This window comes from Bacteroides intestinalis DSM 17393, from assembly GCF_000172175.1.
Lineage (GTDB): Bacteria > Bacteroidota > Bacteroidia > Bacteroidales > Bacteroidaceae > Bacteroides > Bacteroides intestinalis.
In genome coordinates, this window is record NZ_ABJL02000002.1 from 22,241 (window position 1) to 45,377 (window position 23,137).

Annotated in this window: 14 protein-coding genes; all 14 read right to left on the minus strand. The window is 46.0% G+C overall.

The window, feature by feature from the left end; translation table 11 throughout:
- Positions 1–49: 49 nt before the first annotated feature.
- The 14 genes from BACINT_RS01060 to BACINT_RS24425 all read right to left on the minus strand — a co-directional run bounded on the left by BACINT_RS01060 (position 50) and on the right by BACINT_RS24425 (position 23,121).
- Positions 50–1,972, minus strand: coding sequence for an LruC domain-containing protein (locus tag BACINT_RS01060; protein WP_007659908.1), 1,923 nt, complete (start codon positions 1,970–1,972; stop codon positions 50–52).
- A 308-nt stretch (positions 1,973–2,280) separates the two neighbouring features.
- The gene (ilvC, locus tag BACINT_RS01065) at positions 2,281–3,324 is read right to left on the minus strand and encodes a ketol-acid reductoisomerase (protein ID WP_007659909.1); all 1,044 of its coding nucleotides are present in this window, start codon (positions 3,322–3,324) and stop codon (positions 2,281–2,283) included.
- Between the two features lie 52 nt (positions 3,325–3,376).
- Positions 3,377–4,129 (minus strand): acyl-[acyl-carrier-protein] thioesterase, encoded by a 753-nt coding sequence (locus BACINT_RS01070; protein WP_007659910.1) that lies wholly within the window; start codon positions 4,127–4,129, stop codon positions 3,377–3,379.
- Entirely contained in the window at positions 4,122–4,691 is a 570-nt protein-coding gene (ilvN, locus tag BACINT_RS01075; protein ID WP_007659911.1) for an acetolactate synthase small subunit, read from the minus strand. The genes BACINT_RS01070 and ilvN overlap by 8 nt, the downstream gene beginning before the upstream one ends.
- Before the next feature lie 32 nt (positions 4,692–4,723).
- Positions 4,724–6,418 (minus strand): biosynthetic-type acetolactate synthase large subunit, encoded by a 1,695-nt coding sequence (gene ilvB / locus BACINT_RS01080; protein WP_007659912.1) that lies wholly within the window; start codon positions 6,416–6,418, stop codon positions 4,724–4,726.
- A gap of 45 nt (positions 6,419–6,463) precedes the next feature.
- On the minus strand, positions 6,464–8,266 hold the full coding sequence (gene ilvD / locus BACINT_RS01085) for a dihydroxy-acid dehydratase (protein WP_044154588.1): 1,803 nt from the start codon (positions 8,264–8,266) through the stop codon (positions 6,464–6,466).
- A 395-nt stretch (positions 8,267–8,661) separates the two neighbouring features.
- A complete protein-coding gene (locus tag BACINT_RS01090; RefSeq protein WP_007659914.1) occupies positions 8,662–10,206 on the minus strand; it encodes a Gfo/Idh/MocA family protein in 1,545 nt (514 codons plus the stop codon).
- 78 nt (positions 10,207–10,284) lie between these two features.
- Entirely contained in the window at positions 10,285–12,363 is a 2,079-nt protein-coding gene (locus tag BACINT_RS01095) for a glycoside hydrolase family 2 protein (protein ID WP_394330152.1), read from the minus strand.
- Between the two features lie 86 nt (positions 12,364–12,449).
- Positions 12,450–13,568: a glycoside hydrolase family 88/105 protein gene (locus tag BACINT_RS01100; protein WP_007659917.1), complete on the minus strand. Its 1,119-nt coding sequence runs from the start codon at positions 13,566–13,568 to the stop codon at positions 12,450–12,452.
- Between the two features lie 40 nt (positions 13,569–13,608).
- On the minus strand, positions 13,609–15,057 hold the full coding sequence (locus BACINT_RS01105) for an alpha-L-fucosidase (RefSeq protein ID WP_007659919.1): 1,449 nt from the start codon (positions 15,055–15,057) through the stop codon (positions 13,609–13,611).
- Between the two features lie 60 nt (positions 15,058–15,117).
- Entirely contained in the window at positions 15,118–16,299 is a 1,182-nt protein-coding gene (locus tag BACINT_RS01110) for a DUF2264 domain-containing protein (RefSeq protein ID WP_394330153.1), read from the minus strand.
- A gap of 57 nt (positions 16,300–16,356) precedes the next feature.
- Positions 16,357–17,802 (minus strand): alpha-L-fucosidase, encoded by a 1,446-nt coding sequence (locus tag BACINT_RS01115; protein WP_007659923.1) that lies wholly within the window; start codon positions 17,800–17,802, stop codon positions 16,357–16,359.
- A 437-nt stretch (positions 17,803–18,239) separates the two neighbouring features.
- A complete protein-coding gene (locus BACINT_RS01120) occupies positions 18,240–22,295 on the minus strand; it encodes a hybrid sensor histidine kinase/response regulator transcription factor (RefSeq protein WP_044154589.1) in 4,056 nt (1,351 codons plus the stop codon).
- A 148-nt stretch (positions 22,296–22,443) separates the two neighbouring features.
- On the minus strand, positions 22,444–23,121 hold the full coding sequence (locus BACINT_RS24425) for a discoidin domain-containing protein (RefSeq protein WP_007659933.1): 678 nt from the start codon (positions 23,119–23,121) through the stop codon (positions 22,444–22,446).
- Positions 23,122–23,137 lie beyond the last annotated feature (16 nt).

A 23,137-nucleotide genomic window follows, 5' to 3' on the forward strand; every position in this document is an offset into this window, starting at 1 on the left:
CCTACATGAAATTGCGCAATCTCTTATTTCCCAGAAAAGCCTCCCGCTTTTATTTCTTATACCAATCCTTATACTCGCTACCGTTAGATTTCACCCATTTGATAAACTCCGGATAAGTAATATCTACACTTTCGGTTTCAGTGGTACTAAAATCTTCCGCATCAACCAACTGAATGGCGAATGGATAATTCTCTGCCGCCACATAGTAGATACCATTGTTTGGCGAAGACAAGTCTTTGCCTGTATGGAACAAACTCATATTAGCTTTTTCTGTTGGCTTATAGTTTACCAGATGAACTTCACAACGATTGCTACCCAAATTCTCATGAACCATGATAAACGGATTATAAGGAGCTACTCCGAAAGTTTCATGATCTACAGGAGTAGTCAGGGTATTTTTAATCTTATAAGATGCTGTCTTTGTATTATTCTCTGTAGCCGAAAGAGCATTAGTAAACACATTAACCGTAGCTTTGGCAAGTTCGCGGTCCAAACCCTGACTGGTATCTGAAATGTTGTCAAACTCAGTAACTACATTCGAATGATCCGTATTCATCTGATAAGCAAAACCATTTTTAAAGGAAGCTCCAGACCAAAGTGCTGTAAATGTATCTTCTGTAGAAAGTACCTGGTTACTCGTATTAAACGACAGGACAGAATTATACTTCACAATAACATCGTTCAAATCATAATCACCTTTATTGGGCCAGTTGTCTTCAAAAGCTAAAATTCCTTTATAAGTCATGCGATAGGCGACAGAACGGTCATCATCTGTTCCCGGATCAGGTTTTACCTCCGGAACCTCAGGAGCTATCGCTTCTATAGGATTGGACCAGACATTAAACTGTACATCATTATAATCCTGATCAATCGTATAATCTTCAAATGATAGCACTACAAAATCATTGATACGGAAAGCAGCCGTATATGTACGCCCATTAGAGTTCGCTTTAGGAGTTGAATAAAGAGTTATATTTCCTTTATTACCGTTCTTCTTAAAAGAATCATTAAAAAGAAACCAGCCTATCTTTACTCCATTAGGAAATACAGTACCCTGATCTACTCCATTCTCATCAATATAATGCAGTTTGACACATTCTCCCCCCTTCAAACCAACAGGTTTTGCTTTAGCATCTCGGGTATGCGTATTAGGAAATATAATATACTTCTTTGTAGCTGCTATTTTCGCTTTAGTAGCTTCACCCCTATAACAGTAGTAACCAAAAGCACTTGCAGCTGAACTGGTTCCTCCAATAAAGCGAACGGAAACTTCAACATCTCTTTTTTCAGGATCATTCACTTCAAAATCTACAGACTGGCGATAATCAACAGGGCAATTTCCCCCTTCTGGAATCACTTTTCTAATAGTATTCAATATAGTATTGGATAATTTCAGTTCTCCTTCAGTATTCAGATAATTCGGACGACCATTAGTTTGCCACGTTCCCAGAACACCAAACCCGTTAGGAGCATTCCACGTAACTGCAGCAGCGCGTGTCTCCGGAGTATTATTAGTCAATTCCCATTCAATATCAGCATTAATCACATTGTCCGTTATAGTAGTCCGCACCAATCCCGGAACTCCAACATACGAAGTATAGATATAAGCATCCGCTCCGTGATCTGCCGCCACAATTTCTTTGGCGTGATACTCACCATTCTCATCAGTCATACGGGTAATCGCAGGGTTTATATCAGTACGCAAAACAGTCTGTCCATTTTCATCTATAGTAAACGGATCTTCAAAATAGACATTAAAAAGCACTTTATAACCTTCAGGAACATCATACTTCACATTCAACTGAATAGTAGAAGTAGTGGAAAAATCAAAAGAATTAGGTTTATCTTCACCACCACCATTAGGATCATAAACATCACGGGTACATCCAGATACCATCAAAATAACCAATACACTGCATAGTAAATAGTAGAATGCGCCATGTATTGCATAGAAGTTTGCTTTCTTCGTCATAGCAATATGTTTTATGTTGTCAATTCGGTACAAAAGTAGCAAATTATATTCACTTATTACATTATTCGAAAAATAAATTATTATAATATGCAATATTTAGCAAAAGATGATCAACAATTACTCTTTTTCCGAAATAGATAATGTATTTGCTCACATTACATAGTCTATTTTGTCCAAACAGATCGTATGTTTTGGGTAATTACATATGTTTTACCCCAAAAGAAGTTATGCTTCCGGCAATTTCATACTTTGTTATACAAAATGAGAGGAGCAACTTGCATTACTCCTCTCATTTCTTCCAAGAAGGATTAGTTATTTTCCGGACGCAACTGACGAACCGTAACAGCTGTCTGCCACATTTCGCTTTCGCGCAACTGACGAAGTTCTTCGTTCAGCTTCTCACGATAATCAGGTTGAGAATTGCTGTCGATAGAGATCTGAGCCTCATTACCAGACTTAACGCTTGCATACAATTTCTGTACTACCGGCTTGATAGCATCGTGGAACGGAGTCATCCAGTCCAGAGCACCGCGTTGTGCAGTAGTTGAACAGTTAGCATACATCCAGTCCATACCATTCTTTGCGAACAACGGCATCAATGACTGAGTCAATTCTTCTACAGTTTCATTGAATGCTTCTGACGGAGTATGACCGTTTTCACGCAATACTTCATACTGAGCCAACAGCAATCCCTGAATAGCTCCCATCAATGAACCACGCTCACCTGTCAGGTCAGAAGTAGCTTCACGTTGGAAAGTAGTTTCAAACAAATATCCTGAACCTATACCGATACCCAATGCGATGGTACGATCCATAGCCTTGCCTGTAGCATCCTGATAGATAGCGTAAGAAGAGTTCAAGCCACGACCTTCGAGGAACATGGTACGCAATGAAGTACCCGAACCTTTAGGAGCTACCATAATTACATCGATATCTTTCTGAGGAACTACACCTGTACGGTCGTTCCAAGTAATAGCAAAACCATGAGAGAAGTAAAGAGCTTTTCCCGGAGTCAGGTAAGGTTTGATCGTAGGCCATACAGACATTACGGCTGCATCAGACAACAAGCACATAATGATAGTACCTTTCTCACAAGCCTCCTCAATACCAAACAGTGTTTCACCCGGTACCCATCCGTCAGCAATTGCCTTCTCATAAGTCTTACCCGGACGCTGTCCAACGATTACATTGAAACCATTATCGCGCAGATTGCACGCCTGTCCCGGTCCCTGTACACCATAACCGATCACTGCAATTGTTTCATCTTTCAAAATTTCACGTGCTTTTTCCAAAGGAAATTCTTCGCGGGTCATTACGTTCTCAGTAACACCGCCAAAATTCAATTGTGCCATTTTCTTTTTTAGTTTTTTATTTGTGGCTTGCGCCAGCTAATGATTAATAAAATTATTTCTCTGTAAATATCACTTTCGAACGACAAACGACTTCGCTGCCATTCTTTTTCACTTCAATATCGAAAGCTCCGTCTCCCAATTCATCTTTATAAAGCGTGAGCTCGTCATCGTAATAACTTTCGGCTACGTAAGCCATTTCAAAACGACGGATACGCTTTTCCTTATACATCTCTATCGGAAACAAGTCCATGATATGTTCGATGTAGCGGATACTGTTCACGTGTCCGTTGATGTCGATATCACTGTATTTAGCTTTCAATGTAGCTACCGGTTCGGTAGAAGTCACTTTGATGCGTGAAGGTTTCTCGATAGGACAAGGTTCATCGCACACATAATCTACAATGCTACCTCCGTGCAATGCCAGCAAATCGGCAGGCTTGCGGGTATTGAGGTTAATCATGGCCCATACGGAACGCGCATAACCAATCTTCTTTCCGTCTTTGTCCAACAAGGCAAAGTCACGATCTGTGAAAAGACGGTATACATTCTCCACCCAAGTCCAGATGGTAAAGTCCTCATATTGAAAAGGCATTTCATCCAGTTCGATGGCAAGGCGGGAGAGTACCCATGTGTAGTTGTCTTCATTCAGCGTGGCTATACCGAATCCACGGTCACTGGCATGAAAACCGGCACAATTCAACAAATGGTTTCCTAATACGCCCATGGTAAGGCGTCCGGTAAAGTCCACATGGAATGGCTCCGCTACAAACTGATACTTTCCAATCTTACTACTATTCTCACTCATTATTTCGCTCCTTTTCTTTTTTCAATCGGTATTTCGTTTCACGGTCGGCAAGGTATTCGTTCACACGCTCGAAGCAACTGGTAGTGATAGCCACACGTCCCGAACGAACAAACTGAAGTACACAGTCGAGGGCACGCAATTCGTCATAAAGATTGGTAATTTCTTCACCCATACCATTCTTTTCTACGATAGCAAACACAGCATTCACCTCTACAATACGTGCATTATACTTACGGATCACTTTCGATACCTCCGGTTTTTCTTCCAGTATCGGGGTTGTTATCTTATACAATGCAATCTCATGCTGATAGATCTCATCATCCGTGAAGTAGTGTGCTTGCAGCACATCTATCTTCTTGGTGATTTGCTTGGTTACTTTCTCAATGGTGTCTTTATCCGTCCATGCGGTAATGGTGTACTTATGTACGCCCTTGATGGACGAAGCCGAAACATTCAGACTCTCGATATTGATCTGGCGACGGGTAAACACTGCGGTTACTTGGTTCAGCAAACCGGCGAAGTTCTCTGAATGAACGATTATCGTATATAATGTCTTATCCATACTAAATTAAGAATTAAGAACGAAGAATAAAATTAGCATTCCAACAACATCTGGTTTACCGAACCACCCGGAGGTGTCATCGGCAACACATTGCCTTCTTCCATAACGCAGGCTTCCAACAGGAACGGACCGTCCGTAGCAAGCATTTCCTCTATTGCACCTTTCAGTTCTTCACGCGTCATTACACGGCGTGAAGGAATGTCGTAGGCAGAAGCTATCTTCATATAATCCGGATTCAGCATCGGAGTGAACGAATAGCGACGATTGAAGAACATCGCTTGCCACTGGCGTACATTACCCAGGAAGTTATTATTCAGCAAGATCATCTTAACGGGAGCTTTCTGTTCCATAATGGTTCCCATCTCCTGAATGTTCATTTGCAGACCACCATCACCCATAAATACACATACAGTGCGGTCGGGACGTCCGAAAGTTGCACCGATTGCTGCGGGAAGTCCGAAGCCCATTGTACCCAATCCACCGGAAGTTACAATACTGCGTTCCTTACTATACTTAAAGTAACGGGCAGACATCATCTGATTCTGACCAACATCAGTAACCAATACAGCTTCATGATTCGTTGCCTCACTTACGGCACGGATCACTTCTCCCATACTCAAGGATTTGCTTGCCGGATGCAATTCAGGACGGATCACCTTTTCTTCCTCTACTTTCTCGTAAGGTAAGAAGCTATCCAGCCATTCCTGGTGAGTAGCAGGTTTCAGAAGTGCCGTAACGGCAGCAAGAGTCTCCTTACAGTCACCCAACACGGCAATATCTGTCTTCACATTCTTATCTATCTCAGCAGGGTCTATATCGAAATGAATGATTTTCGCCTGTTTGGCATACGTATCCAACTTTCCGGTTACACGGTCGTCAAAGCGCATACCTACGGCAATAAGTACATCACACTTATTCGTATTGATGTTCGGTCCCAAGTTACCGTGCATCCCCAGCATACCTTTATTTAAAGGATGTGCAGTAGGCAAAGCAGAAAGTCCTAACAGGGTACAACCGGCAGGCATTCCAGCTTTTTCGATAAAGGCACGCAGTTCCTGTTGTGCATCACCTAACTCAACACCCTGTCCTACCAACACCAACGGACGTTCAGCGCTATTGATCAGTTCAGCAGCCTGTCTCACAGCCTCTTCATCCATTTCGGGAACAGGCTGGTAACTACGGATGTAATCCAACTTGGCAGGAGCATATTCACTCTTCTCTACTTGTGCATTCTTGGCAAAGTCCAGTACAACAGGACCGGGACGACCGCTTTTGGCAATATAAAAAGCACGAGCCACGGCCCAAGGCACATCCTCGGCACTACGTATCTGATAACTCCACTTCGTGATAGGCTGCGTAATACCTACCAGGTCAACTTCCTGGAAAGCATCCGTCCCAAGGAATCCCGTACCTACCTGACCGGCAATTACTACCAAAGGGGTACTGTCTATCATAGCATCTGCGATACCTGTTATCGTATTCGTCGCTCCGGGACCACTCGTCACCAGGCAAACACCTACTTCGCCTGATACGCGGGCAAAACCTTGCGCGGCATGAGTAGCACCCTGTTCGTGTCGAACCAAGATGTGATTCAATGTCTTCCGATGGTCGTATAAAGCGTCAAATACCGGCATGATGGAGCCACCCGGATATCCGAAAATGGTCTTTACTCCCTGATGTTCCAAGGAACGCATCAATGCTTCAGCGCCTGTTATTATATCTTTCATTCTATTAATGGATAATGGAATTCTATTTCATTTGTCAATTCTCGGTTAATCAATCAGTCTCACTGCACCCTTATCGGCAGAACTTACCATGCTGGCATATGCCTTCAGACTCTTTGAGACTTCGCGTTGACGGGTGACGGGAGTTATCGGGCGGGCAGCCAGTTCCTCATCCGTCAGTTTGACGTTAATAGCGCGTCCGGGAATATCAATCTCGATGATGTCACCATCCTGAATCTTACCGATATTACCTCCGGCAGCTGCTTCGGGAGAAATATGTCCGATACTCAATCCTGACGTACCGCCACTAAAACGACCGTCAGTAATCAGTGCACATTCCTTGCCCAGATGGCGCGATTTGATATAAGAAGTCGGATAGAGCATTTCCTGCATACCGGGACCGCCTTTCGGACCTTCGTGTGTGATGACCACAACATCACCGCTGACCACTTTTCCGGCAAGGATGCCTTCGCAAGCAGCGTCTTGTGAGTCGAACACTTTAGCAGGACCCGTAAATTTCCAGATACTTTCATCCACACCTGCTGTTTTCACTACACAACCATCCTGAGCGATATTACCTTTCAGTACTGCCAAACCACCGTCTTTGCTGTAAGCATGTTCCAGATCGCGAATACAACCTCCGGCACGGTCAGTATCTAATTCTTTATAATAGACATCCTGCGAACCCAGTACCAGATTAAACTTTCCGGCAGCAGCGCTCTTATATTTCTTCACAGCTTCTTCGCAAACATTCGGGCTGGTAATACCGTATTTATCGATTACATCCGCCAGCGACCTACCGTCTACACGCTTTACGCTCGTATCGACTAATCCGCCTTTGGCAAGCTCGCTCATAATAGCGATGATGCCTCCGGCACGATTTACGTCTTGAATGTGATACTTCTGAGTATTCGGGGCAACCTTACACAGACAGGGAGTCTTACGTGACAACATGTCAATGTCATCCATACTGAAATCTACCTCTGCCTCGTGCGCTACAGCCAAGAGGTGAAGCACTGTGTTGGTAGAACCACCCATCGCAATATCCAGCGTCATGGCATTCAGAAAAGCCTGACGGGTAGCGATGCTACGGGGAAGCACACTGTCATCCCCATCTTCATAATATTTATAAGCATTTTCAACAATCAGTTTGGCAGCATCCTTGAACAGTTGCGTACGATTGGCATGAGTAGCCACAATCGTACCATTGCCCGGCAATGCCAGTCCGATAGCTTCGTTCAGACAGTTCATCGAGTTAGCGGTAAACATACCGGAACAACAACCACAAGAAGGACAAGCATGTTGTTCTATCTGAGCTACATCGGCATCACTTACACTTTCATCAGCCGACTTAATCATAGCATCGATCAGATCCAGATGCTGGCCGTTCCATTCGCCGGCTTCCATCGGTCCGCCTGAAACGAATACAGTAGGGATATTAAGGCGCATTGCTGCCATCAACATACCCGGAGTAATCTTGTCGCAGTTACTGATGCAAACCATTGCATCCGCTTTATGCGCATTCACCATATACTCTACGCTGTCGGCAATGATGTCACGTGAAGGAAGCGAATAAAGCATTCCATCGTGTCCCATCGCAATACCATCGTCAATGGCAATCGTGTTGAATTCGGCAGCAAAGCATCCCAGCTTCTCAATCTCAGCTTTCACCTGTTGTCCGATTTCGTGCAGATGCACATGTCCCGGGACAAACTGTGTAAATGAGTTGACAATTGCGATAATAGGTTTTCCTAATTGCTCTTTCTTCATGCCATTTGCCATCCACAACGCACGAGCCCCTGCCATACGGCGGCCTTGCGTGCTGAACGAACTGCGTAATTGGTGTTTCATCTTCAAATCTCCTTTTAATTAAAAAGCCTTCCTCACATATGGTGAGAAAGGCTCCTAAATTGATATCTTAACGTACGAATACATACACAACCTTTCTCACGCTCTTGATTCCAGGACCACGACGCGAATAATATGCAGGACTGCCAGGTTAATAGATGTATGTAAGTTCATAACTTTATTTACTTTACTGTTTTCGTTAATCGTGCTGCAAAGGTAAGGGCTTTTTTATAAACTCCAAACAATTTGAAGAAAAAAATGAGATTATTATGATTAATCGTAAGTAAACGCCGCTTTTAAATCTTATTTTATCACTTTCATATGCATAAAAAATAAGTGGTTAGTGTACCGGCAAACGCTTTCCTACCAACCACTCATCCCCAAAGACCAGCTATTATTTAATTTTCAGCTTCCGCCCATTCTTCAGCTCCCCGCTTTTTCAGTTCAGCAGTGAAAGCTTCCGCTTTTTCTTCAGCAATCTTCTCGTCTTCAGGACTTGCATAAGCATGTTTGTAGCCTTTCACTACATTCCATTCACCACGGGTGAAATCGGGAAATGCCACGGCGGCACAGTTATTATCCATAGAGAGCGTTCCAAGTTCGGCCAGACAACACCATTCCGCCAAGTCGTATACATCCATATCCAACGGCAATCCGTTTTGCAAGCAGTACACCAGACGGCAATCCATAATGAAGTCCATTCCTCCGTGACCGCCTACTTTCTGAGCCAATTCACCATATTTCGTCAATATCGGATGCCTGTATTTCTCTACAAGCGCATCCATCTCAGCCTTCGGCAAGAATCCGTGTGAATTCAAGTCGTCTACCTTAGGCTGGACGCCCGAAGCAGCCAACTGATCTGCATCGAGAGCATATCCTCTGACCGGATATTTATTGGCGAAACCTTTTGTGCCGGTAAGCTGGTACAGGCGATTATAAGGTTGCGGTGTCATTACGTTGTGCTGAATTTCGATAACCTTGCCGTTCTCCGTACGAATCATAGTCGTAGTGTGATCGCCATTACGGAAGTTATCACATACAGAGTCCGTTCTTTCTTCCACCAATGCCTTGCCTATGAAGGATTTGGTGTCCATGGCTACCAACGTTTTCATACGGTCGCCACGATGAATATCAAGCGCTTGCGCCACCGGACCAAGGCCGTGAGTGGCATATACATCACCCCGGTGCTTCATGTTATAATCCAGACGCCAGCCCAATTTATCGTTCTCGCCTGCTTTCCAGTAATGATTCCAGAACGGAGCAAGGTTGTGGATATAAGCACCTTGTGCACGGATTATCTCACCAAACACACCATGCTGCGCCATATTCAGTGTATTCATTTCATACCAGTCGTAACAGCAGTTCTCCAAGATGAAGCAATGCTTGCGATTAGCTTCACTCATGTTAATCAAATCCCAGCATTCCTGCAAATTCATGGCTGAAGGCACTTCTATAGCTACATGCTTGCCGTTCTCTAAAGCACATTTAGCCACAGAGAAGTGATGCAACCAGTCCGCGGCAATATAAACCAAGTCTATATCATCGCGCTTGCAAAGTTCTTCATAACCTTTCTCTCCCGAATAGACGGCTGCCTTCGGCATAGACGCCTCTTTCAAATATTTCTGGCAGTTCTCTGCACGTGATCGATCATAATCGCATAAGGCTACAACTTGTGTGCCCGGTATATACGTAAAACGTTTCACGGCACCGGGACCACGCATGCCCAAGCCTACAAATCCAACACGTACACCTTCCATCTTCGGAGTAGTCAGTCCCAACACACTCTTTTGTCCGGCCGGACGTTCGGGTGTTTCTACCACAATAGTTCCTTTTTCCCACTGCCAGTTCGTGCCATACTCATTAGTCTGCCGAGTGGAAGTTTGCGTTGAGCATGCGCACATCATCACGCAAAGCCCTAACAGTAATAATTTAAAGTTATTCATATTTCAATATTTAAATAAAAGTTATTCAATCTCATAAGTATTCTACCTTAACCAACAAGTCTTCAGTTGACAAGGGAATTACCAACTGCCGTGCTCTTTCTTGAACTCAAAGAATTCAGCCTCCCGGTTGCACTCTCCATGGTAGTTCCATTCGATTTCATCCGAATACTCTTTTCCCTGATAGGAAATGACTGCTTTCAGCATATTCTTTCCGTCATTCAACACTACCTTATCGAATATATAATGCACATCCGTATAGCCTTTGCGGGCACCCGTCAGTTCCTGATTGTTGAGATACACCTTTGGAGCACCCATATTAGAGTACACTGTAACAGAGGTCTCTTTCCTCTCACGCACGGCATTCCTGCGTTGCGTCAGGTAGAGAACCGGCTCTTTGCTCCAGTTCGCTTTATACCAGAAGTAGGAGTCTTTCTTTATTTTACGGTCAAAAGTCATCAGTCCTTTCATATTACGGGCATCTACACTCCCCCTTTTCGAGGTCGGTACCGCAAAATCAAACATGTTCCATAAGTAGGAAGCTATAATATAAGGATGTTGGGCAATAACGCTCCATTGATATTCGTGCGTTTTAGTCTGGAAAGTCTCCGGATAGAAAGGACTTGTCCAATTCAAGGCATCACCCAGGATTTCAGTCTGATGATCAAGATTGGCATCCGCACCATATTCAGTCAGCATCAATCGTTGCCAGGGGTATTCCTGTTCCATCTTCTCTATCCACGGTTTGATATCCTGAATTTTCCTTTCGTACCAACCGAAGTAGCGGTTCATGCCTTGTATATCCGCATTTTGATTGACAGGATGATTGACATGGCCATAGCCGTTGACCGATACCGTATAGCGGTCAGGATCTTCCTGTTTGCAGAGGTCATGGATGGATTGGGTAAGAGACGCAGTATAACCGTGCGGATGATACACCTCGTTATGGATTCCCCACACGTAGATGGAAGGATGATTAAAACTCTGGCGGATAAGTTCGCGCATTTGTTGATGGGCATTATCCCACTCTTGCCCGGAAACACGGTTCACAAAAGGAATCTCCGCCCAGATAATCAATCCCAGCGTATCACAACGCGAGTAAAGGTGATCGGACTGCTGATAATGCGCAAAGCGAACAGTAGTTGCACCGATATCCATAATCTGCTCCAAGTCAAAATCATGTTCTTTATTAGTCAATGCACTACCCAACCCCCACCAATCCTGATGGCGGGTTACACCATACATGGGATACTGCTTTCCATTCAGAAAGAAGCCTTTACCTGCTACCACTTCGTACTTACGAAGCCCCAGCGGTTGAACCACCTCGTCTATTACCTGTCCGTCCTGCATCAGGCGTGATACGACTTTGTACAAATAAGGATCTTCACGTCCTTGCCATAGGTGGGGACTGTTCAGTTTAAAATGCGAGGAATAGTTTTGTACCCCCTGCGGAGTAAGTTCAAAAGCCTGGCTATGCTTCTTCACCAATTTACCGTTTCTGTCATATACAGCATTCTCCAATATCAAAGGAACCGGGGCCAACGTTGCATTGTCCACTTTCACCCTTACAGTCACTTCGGCCGATTTCTTTGAAACATTCTTTTGGGTAATATACACGCCGGAAGAGGCATGATCATTCACAACGATATTACAAGGTTCCGTCACCACCAGCCATACAGGGCGGTAGATTCCACCATAGACACCAAACAATACGTGATTCGTGGGAATGACATCAAGGCGTGCGGTATTGTCTGCCTTCACTACAATCTCATTTTCCTTGCCGAACTTCACCTGCGAACCAATCTCGCATACAAAAGCGGAATAAGCTCCTTTATGCGTGCCGGCCAGATACCCATTGACATAAACCTCGGCACACGAACCTACACCTTCAAAGCGCAGGAAGATACGTTTACCTTCCAGACTTTCGGGGAAAGTGCACTTTTTCCGGTAATAGGCTGCACCTTCATAGAAAGCAGACACCTTTTTCTGCATATCATCGGCATTCCACGTATGAGGGATGGTTACTTCTTGCCAATCCGTATTCCATTTCTGCACGGCCTGCATAGTTTCTTTCGAGAAAGGCCCTTTCTTAAACTCCCAACCGTCATTGAATGATGTCACTTCCCGCGCATTCATCTTATCGGATATGCCTGACATCATCAAAACGATTAATAGAAACAATATATTATTCTTCATTATCAGGTAATTGTTTTATTTCATTTCTACATTAACCACTGACAGGAGGATTATTTGCCTGCCATCTTATAAATCTGGCATCCGGATAACAAAAAAGCTCCGACTCCATAGACTTCGGTCATATCCCGCGTCACTTTACGCGGGTCGGCACCAATGGGCTGTACATAGCCCAGTTTACCGGTCGGTTCCACCGCATCCACCAGTGCTTGCCATCCCTTCTCTATCACCGGCATAAAGGTTGCTTTATCAAGCAGCCCCTCGTTCACCCCATAAGCAAACGCATAAACGATAAAACCGGTGGCGCTTGTTTCAGGCGACGGATAAGATGCAGGATCAAGCAAACTGGCATGCCAATACCCATCCGGACTCTGCAAACCGGCTACACGGGTAGCCAAGGTCACAAACAAATCCTGATAAAAGGCTCGTGAGGGTTCAGTCCGGGGAAGTGTCTGCAATATTTCAGCCAATCCTCCCAGTACCCAACCGTTGCCTCGTCCCCAAAACACTTTCTCACCATTAGCTTCACGCTTGGAGAAATAACGGCAATCGCGATAAAACAGATGTTCTTCCTTATCATACAGGTAGTCGTAACTGGCTTTGTACTCTTTGTTCAGAAAATCCAGGTACTTCTTGTCCTTGGTCAGCACATAAAGTTTGGCATATACAGGGGGAGCCATAAATAATGCATCACACCAGGACCAGCGATCCAAAGTCTCCAATTTACCGTAATTCAGTTCCAATGTCGTTTCAGCAGGATTATCTACCACCCAGTTGGCACGTGCCATAACGGGAGCTATCATCTTCTTATTGCCATATTTATTGTAAAGGTCGATAAAAGGCTGTCCTACGGCAATAAAATCTGCATGATACATCCACTTTCCTACTTGAAAATGATTGCGCCGCCCGATGCGGAGCAACCACTGGTAATATGAGTCATCTCCGTCTTCTTTTTCTGTCAGTTCCGCCCAATCCAGCATGCCCATGTATAGAGCGGCATGTGTCCAGTCCAGATCATCGTGCTCTGCTCCCTTGTTAGGATTGGCAATCTGCCAGTCAGCCACCTGTTTCATAATGGATTTTATGGTAGCCTTATCAAAGTTTTGCTGCGCATCAACGGTCTGCATAACACTCGATAAGAAGAAAAATATAAAAAGAAAAAACTTCTTCATAACATAATTATATTTAGCGTTCAAAATAAGGGTAAGATACTTAAGTCAATGCATCCCAGTATTTATCCTCAACATCTACATTTTCCTCTATCTGCAGTTTGATGACGAAAGGCTCACCAGGATCTTTGACTGGCATACACACATTGTATTCGTCTCTTGAAGTTTCCACGATATCCACTTTTCGTCCTTTCTCCAATAAAATAGCTTTCTCTATCCGAGTGCCTTTGGGCATTTTTACTACTAAATTGCCGGAATAAGGAATATTAAATACAATCATATATATGGTACCGTCTTTGCTTCGGGTATAATATCCCCAATCTTGCTTGGCAAGACCGGCATAGTCACACCCATAAATACATTCACCATTTTTTTTCATCCATTTGCCAACGATATCTGCCATTTCCAGTTCTTCCTGTCGAAAGTCACCTTCGGGTTTCGGTCCGAAGTTTATAACCAAATTCCCTCCCATAGATGTGGCATGTGCAATGCGTTGTATAGCCTCAAAAGGAGTCTTCACATAACTGAGCGTCCAATCTTTGTGATATCCCCATTGGTTTTCCGGCAAAGTCATATAGCCTTCCCAATCGTGGCGGGTAATACCAACGTCCTTCACGGGATCGGGCAAACGACGTTCATAACCCGATTCGTAATCACCCATCAGGTGACCGTTGCTGTCAAAATGCCGTTTACCATAATCATCAGCCCGCAAACGACTGTTCACAGTGATCCCCGGTATCATCTCCTTCAACATTTTTTCGATATGGGCACTCCACCACCCGTTCTCTTTAAAGCTTGCATCCCACGTTCCGTCGAACCAGAAATCTTTCACCGTAGGATAGCGTGTGGCAAGTTCTTTTATCTGATTCTCCGCGAACTCCAGGAAACGACTGAACGCAATGCTGTCTTCTTTACTCTTTATCGAATATCTGAAATCAGGATGGCTCCAGTCCAATATCGAATAATACAAATGTACATCAATACCTTCCGCATCGAAAGCCTTTACAAGTTCACCGATAATATCTCTCTTACCGGGAGTCTGAGCTACAGTATATTTGCTATATGCACTCGGCCACAAACAAAAGCCATCGTGATGTTTAGTCGTTATCTTTAGATATTTTACGCCCATCCTTTTTGCCATCTGCGCCCACCGGAAAGCATCGAAATTCGTCGGATTCCACCTATCCATCAGCTTCATCCATTCCTTAGGCGTGATATTTGCCGATTTCAATAAAAAAGAAGAAGGTCCGTCGTAAAGCTTACCGTTCCATTCACCACTGGTAATGGCATAAAGCCCCCAATGAATGAAAAGCCCCAATCTATTGTCACGAAACTTCCGCATGGATGCATCCTGGCGCTTTTCTAAACGCTCAGCACCGTATTTCAGAGGAATTTCCAAATCAGCTGGCAGTGTCTTGGCAGGATCTTGTGCAGACACACCGGTTCCGAATAATAGAAAGAGAACTAATATCTTAACAAAATTGTTTCTCATAAATCCAGAGTTTGTTTGAAAGATTAATAAAGGTTATTTGATAATTAATAAAGTCGAACCTCATAAAGCATGATCAGCCTTTACGCTCTCCCCGTTCCAGGCTTTTAACGAAGTCCATGAAGTGAAAGCTTCGTTCCAGAAAGGATCGGTTTGCGGCAAGCCCAATGCAACAAAACCGAATGTACAGAGATAAACACTTCCGGTATTGATATAAGACTCGGACATTTCAATCTGACTGCCGGCAAAACCAATGCGCAACCAACCTTGATCGTCGTAAGTACGAGGCGCGGCAAACTGGCGTTTGATAACTGCCGTCAAGGCACAACGCACCTGGGCAGGTTTGACGGACACCGGCAAGTTATGTAGCAGCGCAGCATGTCCCAAAGCATGAAATGCACCTACGCGATAAACAATGGAACGTCCGATGACAGGATAAGCACCTTCCGGTGAAATCACCCTTTCCTGTTGTGCTGCATAACGTGCAAGACGTCTCATCTGGGTGGGCAGGAAGTCGGCTCCCGGTATCCGGTGTTTATCCATGACGCGCAGTATCTCCGTCAACAGGGGATGAATGACAAAGCTGTTATAGTAATCGGCATGATAATGGGGTCCGTCACCATAGTTTGCATCTCCTATATACCATTTATCGCGAAACATTTCCACTCCATATAACAATCGTTCGCGGTCACACTCACCTGTCAACTCCAATAGCGTGGCTTCAATGATGGAAGCGAACAGCAACCAGTTGCTTTGGAACGGTTTGATGGAACGGGTATGCTTCAACTCGGTCAGCAGATTGTCTTGTACTTGCTTATCCAGCCTTCCCCATAACTGGGTAGGCGCCCGCAATATGCCAAGCGATAAGAAGGCGGCATCTACCAAAGGCTGATAAGGTGTCTTGAAGTCCAGATAATCAGGCGAAGCAGGGTCGACGGCATTAGCCAACCCCTTTAATGTCAGACGGATGTATCTTTCCCTTAACTTACCTTCTTCCGTATCATCAGCCCCCAACTCGAGCCACGGTGCTATTCCGCATATCGTTCTCCCGAATGCTTCTAAATGGGAAAATTTGTGACCGCGTTTACTATCCAATGATTCTTGAGGCATATTGGCCCGTAATGTTCCATTGGCAAGATTTGTCAACACAGGATCAGAGATTTTCACAAGGATACTGACCCACAATCTGCGGTCTTCCTGTCCGGTAGTCTGACGGGATTCACCTGCATAAGACATTGCGGACATTGCCAATATTAAGAAACAAAGTATTATATTTCTTTTCAGTGTCATAGCATTACTTTCTTAAGTCAGCGCATCCCGGTATTTGTCTGCCGCACTGGCGGCGTCTTCTATCTGTAGCCGGATGACGAACGGTTCCGTAGGTTGCTTCCGGGGCATGCTCACGTTATATTCATTTCGAGCGATTTCAATCACGCCTATTTCTTCACCGTCCGGCAGTTCGGCCTTTGTGATTTTAGTTCCTTTCGGCGTCTTTACCACCAATTTTTGCGAGTAGGGCGGATTGAATACCACCATATATACCTGCTTGTCCTTGCGGGTGAAGTATCCCCAGCTTTGCTTTTCCCAGCCGGCATAGTCGCATCCATAAATGCATTCGCCGTATCGCTGCATCCACTTGCCGATGGCTTCGGCCAAGTTCTTTTCCTCGGCACGGAAGTCACCATCGGGTTGCGGGCCGAAGTTCACCACCATGTTGCCGCCCATAGACACGGCATGTACGATGCGTTCCAACACTTCCAGTGGTGTTTTCACGTAACTGATGGACCAGTCTTTGTGATATCCCCATTGATTTTCGGGCACAGTCATCACGGCTTCCCAGTCCCAGCGGGTCACCTTCAGATCTTTCACCGGATGGGGTAACCGCCGCTCATAGCCCGATTCATAATCGCCCATCAGGTGCCCGTTGCTGTCGAAGTGGCGCTTGCCGTAGTCGTCAGCACGCAGGCGGCTGTTAACGGTTACTCCCGGAAGCATTTCTTTGAGCATGCGCTCGGCATGTGCCGTCCACCAACCATTCTTCTTGATGCTGGCATCCCAAGTTCCATCAAACCAGAAGTCCTTCACTGTGGGATAGCGAGTGGCGAGTTCCTTGAGCTGATTGTCCGTAAACTCTAGGAAGCGGGCAAAGGCAACTTCATCTTCCTTCGACTTGATGTCGTAACGATAGTCCGGATTACTCCAGTCCATCACCGAGAAGTAGAAGTGAACGTCTATTCCCTCATCATTATAAGCCTTCACCATTTCGCCTAACACGTCTCTCTTATGCGGAGTTTGCGCCACGGTATATCGGCTGTATTTGCTGGGCCACAGGCAGAATCCTTCGTGATGCTTGGTGGTAATTTTCACATACTTCACACCCATTTTCTTAGCCATCTTAGCCCAAGTTTTGGCATTGAACTTTTCAGGGTTCCACTGCTCCATCAGCTTCATCCATTCGTCAGCCGGTACTTTGGCCCATGATTTCAGCCATTCGGCGGCTCCGTTGTACACCTTACCGTTCCACTCTCCACCGGGAATGGCATAAAGCCCCCAGTGTATAAATGCTCCTAACCTATTATCACGAAATTTCTGCATGGCGGCATCATGGCGTTTTCCTAAATGGTCAGCACCATATTCCAAAGGGATTTCTTGTTCGGCAGGCAGCGGTTGTCGTTGTTGCTGTTGCTGCGCAAAAGTAGTTGTCGCAAAAAGCGAGCATAGTAAGATTACTCGTAGAATTTTCTTCATACCATTACATTTAAAAGTTTATGCAAAGGAAGCGCATTCGGCGTATATTGCCTTACTTTATTTGCCATTTGTTTTATCCAAATTCCTTTTAGTAACACTTAAAAAAAACTTGGTGCATAAATGATTTAAGTTTCGCATGCTGTTCAGCATCCTGTCAGAGACGTACCCAAGAGGGTTCAAGTCCCTATTTGCTCCGTACCATAGTCGGATAGGGGTACTTCTAACCGAATTTGGTACGGAGTTGGTACGGACCTGATACTGTCCGGGTACGAAAAGGAAACCCTTAATTCTGCCAACAAGTTACTAAATTATTTTTCTCCTATTGGGAAAAAATATTTCTCCTACCGGAAAATAAAACACCCATTTATACCAAGTTATTTTTTAATGACTAAAGTTTTGTAGGCTGAAAGCCTTTCAGGCTACTTGCGAAACATGAACTAATGATGCGCGCTTTTGTGCTTGGCGGCAAAGGCTGTAGGCGTTTCGCCGAACACTTTTTTGAAAGCATTGGTAAAGTACGCCTGGCTCTCTATTCCTATCTGCATCATTACCTCGCGCATGGTTATGTTTTCTTCGATAATCAGCTTGGCGGCTTTACGCAGACGGCAATGCAACACGAACTCTACAACAGATTTCCCCGTCAGGCTCTTCACCTTTGCATACAACTTGCTCCGGCTCATCATCAGTTGCTCGGCTATGAGGTTGACGTCCATCTGCGACTGGTCTATGTTCTCCTCAATGAAGGCTATCAGTTGTTTGAGGAACTTGGCATCCTGCTCGTTGGAAGAGAGTTCACTACTGTCGGCATAATGGTTCTTGGCGTAGTGCTCCTTGAGTTGGTGGCGGTTCCGGAAAAGGTTGAGGATGGCAAGGTTGAGATAGGTCAGGTCTATCGGCTTCTCAAAGTATAGATCGGCTCCGGCGTCCGTTCCCTCTATTTTGCTTTCGAGACTGGTTTTGGCGGTGAGCAGGATGACAGGGATGTGCGAGGTATTCACATCGCCCTTCAGTTCGTTGCACAGTGACACGCCATCTTTGCCGGGCATCATGATATCGCTCACTATCAGATCGAAGTCCTCCTTGGCTATCAGCTTCAGTGCTTCCAATCCGTCAGCAGCCTGCATTACCCGGAATTCCTCGGACAAGGCTTCGGCAATCAGCATCCGCAGGTCGTCATTATCCTCCACTATCAATATCTTCTTCTTGATGGAAGGCACGAACTCCACTTCCATATCTTTGATGCCGGCGGGCGAGTCTTCCTCTGCAGAAGCGGTGGAACCTTCCGTTATCGTTTCTTCCGCCGCCGTGTCCTTGCACTTCACAAAATCGGATTCGCTAAAGAGGCTGCTGTCAGCAGGCAGGCTCACGATGAAGTCGGTACCCCGTTCTCTTTCACTGTAGATGGTGATGCTGCCTTTGTGCAACAGCACCAAGCTCTTGACAAGTGCCAGCCCGATGCCCGTGCCCAAGTGCGAATCCTGGTTCACCGTATTCACTTTATAGAATCGCTCGAACACACTGCTGATGGACTCGCCTGAAATACCTACGCCCGTATCTCGCACGATGATGGAAAAAACCTCGTCATTTGTCTCGCCCACCGTATAGCTGTTTTTGTACTCGGAATGGAAATCTTTCCCGCACTTCACTTCTACAAAGATGCTTCCGTGCTCCCGGGTGTATTTGAAGGCATTGTTCAATAGGTTCATAGTGATTTTCTCCACGATGCTCCTGTCGGCGTAAAGTTCGTCGGGCAATGCCTTGTCGCAATCTACACGGAAGTCTATGTGGTGCTGTGCAGCATAGTCCATGAAGTCGTCGGCAATTTCCTGTATCATCCGGTTCACGTCTATCGGTTGCAGTTCCAGGCGCATCTTGCCGTTCTCTACCGTGCGGAAGTCCATCAATTCGTTCACTAAATTGAGCAGCCGCTGCACATTTCCGTTCAGTATGCGGTAATAGTACTCCTTCAGCCCGTCTCGGCGCAACTTATCCAAGGCTGCCAATATGAGGGAGAGCGGTGTTCGGAAGTCGTGTGATATGTTGGTGAAGAAGCGTAGCTGTGCCTGGTGTATCTGCTCCTTTTTATCTTTCTCGATGTTCTCCTGATAGAGCATCAGCTTAAGCTTTTTCTTTTCAGCGTAGTGGCGGTAAACGAGGAAGACGATGCCCAGCACGATGAGCAGGTAGAGCAGGTAGGCTATGGGACTGAGCCAAGGGGCTACTTTGCGCACGACTTTTATGATGGTAGGTTTGTCACCCCAGATGCCGTCGTTGTTGGCAGCGTACACCTCGAAGTAGTAGGTACCGGCCGGCACTTTAGGGTACATCACCGTGCGCTGCCGGGCGTTGGTGGTAATCCAGGCATCATCGTAACCCCGGAGGCGGTATCGGAAGCGGTTCTTCTCCAGAATGTGGTAATTGTCCGAAGAGAAACGGAAGCCGAAGTTCACTTGGTCGTAGTCCAGTGTAACGGTGGCAATGGAATCGCTGAGCACATAGTCGGGGCGCACGGGGCGATGGTTGATGAAGAATTCGGAAATAATGGCCTTGGGCTTGTATGTGTTGTAGGACATTCCTTGCGGGTTGATAATGGTGAAACCGTTAGTACCCCCGAAGTAAAGCAGCCCGTCTTTGCCCTTCATGGCCGCCAACGGATAGTACACCTGTCCTTGCGTGTTTTCCTGCTTGTCAAAGTTGAGCAAGTGGTTATGGGCTATGTTATAGCAGTAAAGCCCTTGATCGGTGCCCATCCACACGTTGCCGTCGGTGTAGCAGATAGAGTAGATGGAGTAGATATCTTCCTCCATACCCTCCTTGAGCGAGGTGAAGGTGGAGGTGTTGGTATCAAACTTCACTAACCCGTTGCCGATAGTGCCTATCCAGATGTTGCCCGCATCATCCAGGCAAAAAGTGAACAGCCCCAGATAGGTGGAGTCGTCGGGCACTATCTTCTGCACAGCGTATGTGTGGGTGTCCATGCGGTAGAGAGCTTCGTTGGTGATAGCCCAGAGGGTCTTTTCGCCCTGGCGAAGGATGTCGAACAGGAAAGCATAATTTCCGATACTGTCCAGGCTGAAGTGGGTAAAAGTCTTGCGGTTGAGGGAGAAGTAGGATATTTGGGGCACAGGATACTGATAGGCCACCCATACGCCTGAGTCTGCTTCGAGGATGGTTTTGCGTATGTTGTTCACTAACAGCGAGGTAGTATCCCGGGGGATGTTACGGTAGTTCACTACCCGGTTCTGGCCGGGGCTATACATATCCATTCCCTCACGGAAAGTGGATATCCAGAGGTTACGTTGGGGACCGATGACAAGAGATTTGATATTGCGGAACGAAACGTCATCATTATTGGCAAAGGAACTGAACGTGCGGGTGGCTTTCTCCATGCGGTTCACTCCCCCTCCCTCGGTGCCTATCCAGAGATAGCGGTCGTCTTCGGCGAAGGCACTCACAGGCACGTAGCTCAGGCCGCTGTTGCGGGTGTTGAAAGTTTGAAATATGCAGTTCTCATTCAGGTTAACGTAGCACAGCTTGCCGGAGTAGGTACCTATCCAGATGTTGGACTGACGGTCTTCGCTTATGGTCCATACGGAATTATTGGGCAGGCTGAAGGGGTCGGTGTCCGAATGCTGATAGGCTGACAAGTGGCGGGTGACAGGGTCCAGGATGTAGAGCCTATCGATGGTTCCGAACCATATCTTGCCGTTCTTGTCAATGTGAAAGGCACGCAACGAGTTAGCGTTGAACTCGTTCCAAGGACCATACCGGTTTTCCGTCTTGAAAGTGGAAAGGTCTATTTCGTACAGACCCTCTTTGTCTATGAAAACGCACATCTTGCCCTTGTGCGCTGCAGCGAAGCGGATGCCTTCACGGCTGGAACCGGGCAAGGTAAGGCAGTGCTCGAACTTATTTCCAGCATGGTTGAAGCGGTAAATCTTGCGGCCGATAAAGCTGTAGAGGTCCTTGTTGTAGGTGCACAAAGAGAGGTTACTGCCGGTAGGCGTCGGCTCATCGTGACAAGGGGTGATGAGTTCGCCGGTACCGACGTCGAGTATGCTCCAGAGATTGCCATGCCTAACCCAAAGGTTATCGACTTTGTCGGTTTTCACGATAGACACGGCATCGAATATCCTCCGGAAGTGGTCGCTCACCCCGTCGTACATATAGATACCGTTGTTGGTGTTGACGTACAGATGCCCCTCGGAATCGGATGCCATGTTGTGCAGTATCCATCTTTTCGTAGAGTCCATCGAGGCAAAGTAGGAATGGTATTTCTTGTACTCGTAGCCGTCGAAACGGTAAAGTTCGTAGTCCATCATTACCCAGATGAACCCTGCGTTGTCTTGCTCAATGGCCTTTACACCGTCGTAGTAGAAGCCTCCTTCGGGCGACATGGTTCGGAACTTGTAGGCAGTGGCTTCAACAGAGGCGAAGCTGGTTATCGAACAGACCCAAAAGGCGATGAAGAAAAACAGCCGGTTATGTTTCATAAGTATCTGATGTTTTTTAATAAAAGGTGAATGTTGCGGGTTCTACGCTGCTAAGTTACGAAAAAACATTCATGTCTTTACACAAACAACGCGGAAGAACGGCTGTAACCCCGTATCATCCGCGTCATCCGCTTTTAAGAGAAAATAACTATCTGTTGTAAATCGATACCTGAACGTCACCTACGCACACGCTTCCCGATTCGGAATACTCGCCCCATGAGCCGCTTCCGGGTCTCAGGTGCCCCTTGATGAAGGTAAGTCTGATATATTGCACTTCTATAGGGTCCACCTCAAACAACTGGTAATCTTCCACCTTCAGTGCTTCGGTTTCAAAATTACCCAGATCCGTCCATGCATCTGCCGCCTCCTTCTTTGCTTCCAGCTTAAAGGTGTGACACTGCAACCAGGCGTAGTTTAAACTGCGGTGCATGTAGCCGAACTGTCCGAACTTAATCACCTGCCCCAAGTCAAGGTCCAAATAGGCTACCACGTCGTAGAGCGGACGTTTACCGATCTTCGGCACCCAGAAAGTGGAATTCTTTCCATCGAAAAGAGCCAGAATATCTCCCTCCTGTGTTTCCACATTACTGGAAACTTTCCACTTGTCAGCGGAGTATGGGAATGCCACATAGAGCGGCGCCTCGGCTGCCACCTTCACCCGGGCGGTGGCCGATTGCTTGCCCCGGTCATTGGCCGTTACGGTGATGTTGGTGGTTTCGCCCACTTGGCCCGTGATGGTAACCACGCCGTTGGCGTCTACCGTTGCCACTGTTTCGTCTTCCGATGAATATGTCACTCCGCTGTCTGTAGCGTCTTTAGGATTCACCGTTACGAACTGTGCC

Coding starts and splice junctions, on each gene's coding strand:
- BACINT_RS01070 (WP_007659910.1), bottom strand. CDS start 4,129: ATGAGTGAGAATAGTAGTAAGATTGGAAAGTATCAGTTTGTAGCGGAG.
- BACINT_RS01095 (WP_394330152.1), bottom strand. CDS start 12,363: ATGATGTCAGGCATATCCGATAAGATGAATGCGCGGGAAGTGACATCA.
- BACINT_RS01115 (WP_007659923.1), bottom strand. CDS start 17,802: ATGAAGAAAATTCTACGAGTAATCTTACTATGCTCGCTTTTTGCGACA.
- BACINT_RS01100 (WP_007659917.1), bottom strand. CDS start 13,568: ATGAAGAAGTTTTTTCTTTTTATATTTTTCTTCTTATCGAGTGTTATG.
- BACINT_RS01060 (WP_007659908.1), bottom strand. CDS start 1,972: ATGACGAAGAAAGCAAACTTCTATGCAATACATGGCGCATTCTACTAT.
- ilvC (WP_007659909.1), bottom strand. CDS start 3,324: ATGGCACAATTGAATTTTGGCGGTGTTACTGAGAACGTAATGACCCGC.
- BACINT_RS01110 (WP_394330153.1), bottom strand. CDS start 16,299: ATGTCCGCAATGTCTTATGCAGGTGAATCCCGTCAGACTACCGGACAG.
- ilvD (WP_044154588.1), bottom strand. CDS start 8,266: ATGAAACACCAATTACGCAGTTCGTTCAGCACGCAAGGCCGCCGTATG.
- BACINT_RS01120 (WP_044154589.1), bottom strand. CDS start 22,295: ATGAAACATAACCGGCTGTTTTTCTTCATCGCCTTTTGGGTCTGTTCG.
- ilvN (WP_007659911.1), bottom strand. CDS start 4,691: ATGGATAAGACATTATATACGATAATCGTTCATTCAGAGAACTTCGCC.
- BACINT_RS01105 (WP_007659919.1), bottom strand. CDS start 15,057: ATGAGAAACAATTTTGTTAAGATATTAGTTCTCTTTCTATTATTCGGA.
- BACINT_RS01090 (WP_007659914.1), bottom strand. CDS start 10,206: ATGAATAACTTTAAATTATTACTGTTAGGGCTTTGCGTGATGATGTGC.
- ilvB (WP_007659912.1), bottom strand. CDS start 6,418: ATGAAAGATATAATAACAGGCGCTGAAGCATTGATGCGTTCCTTGGAA.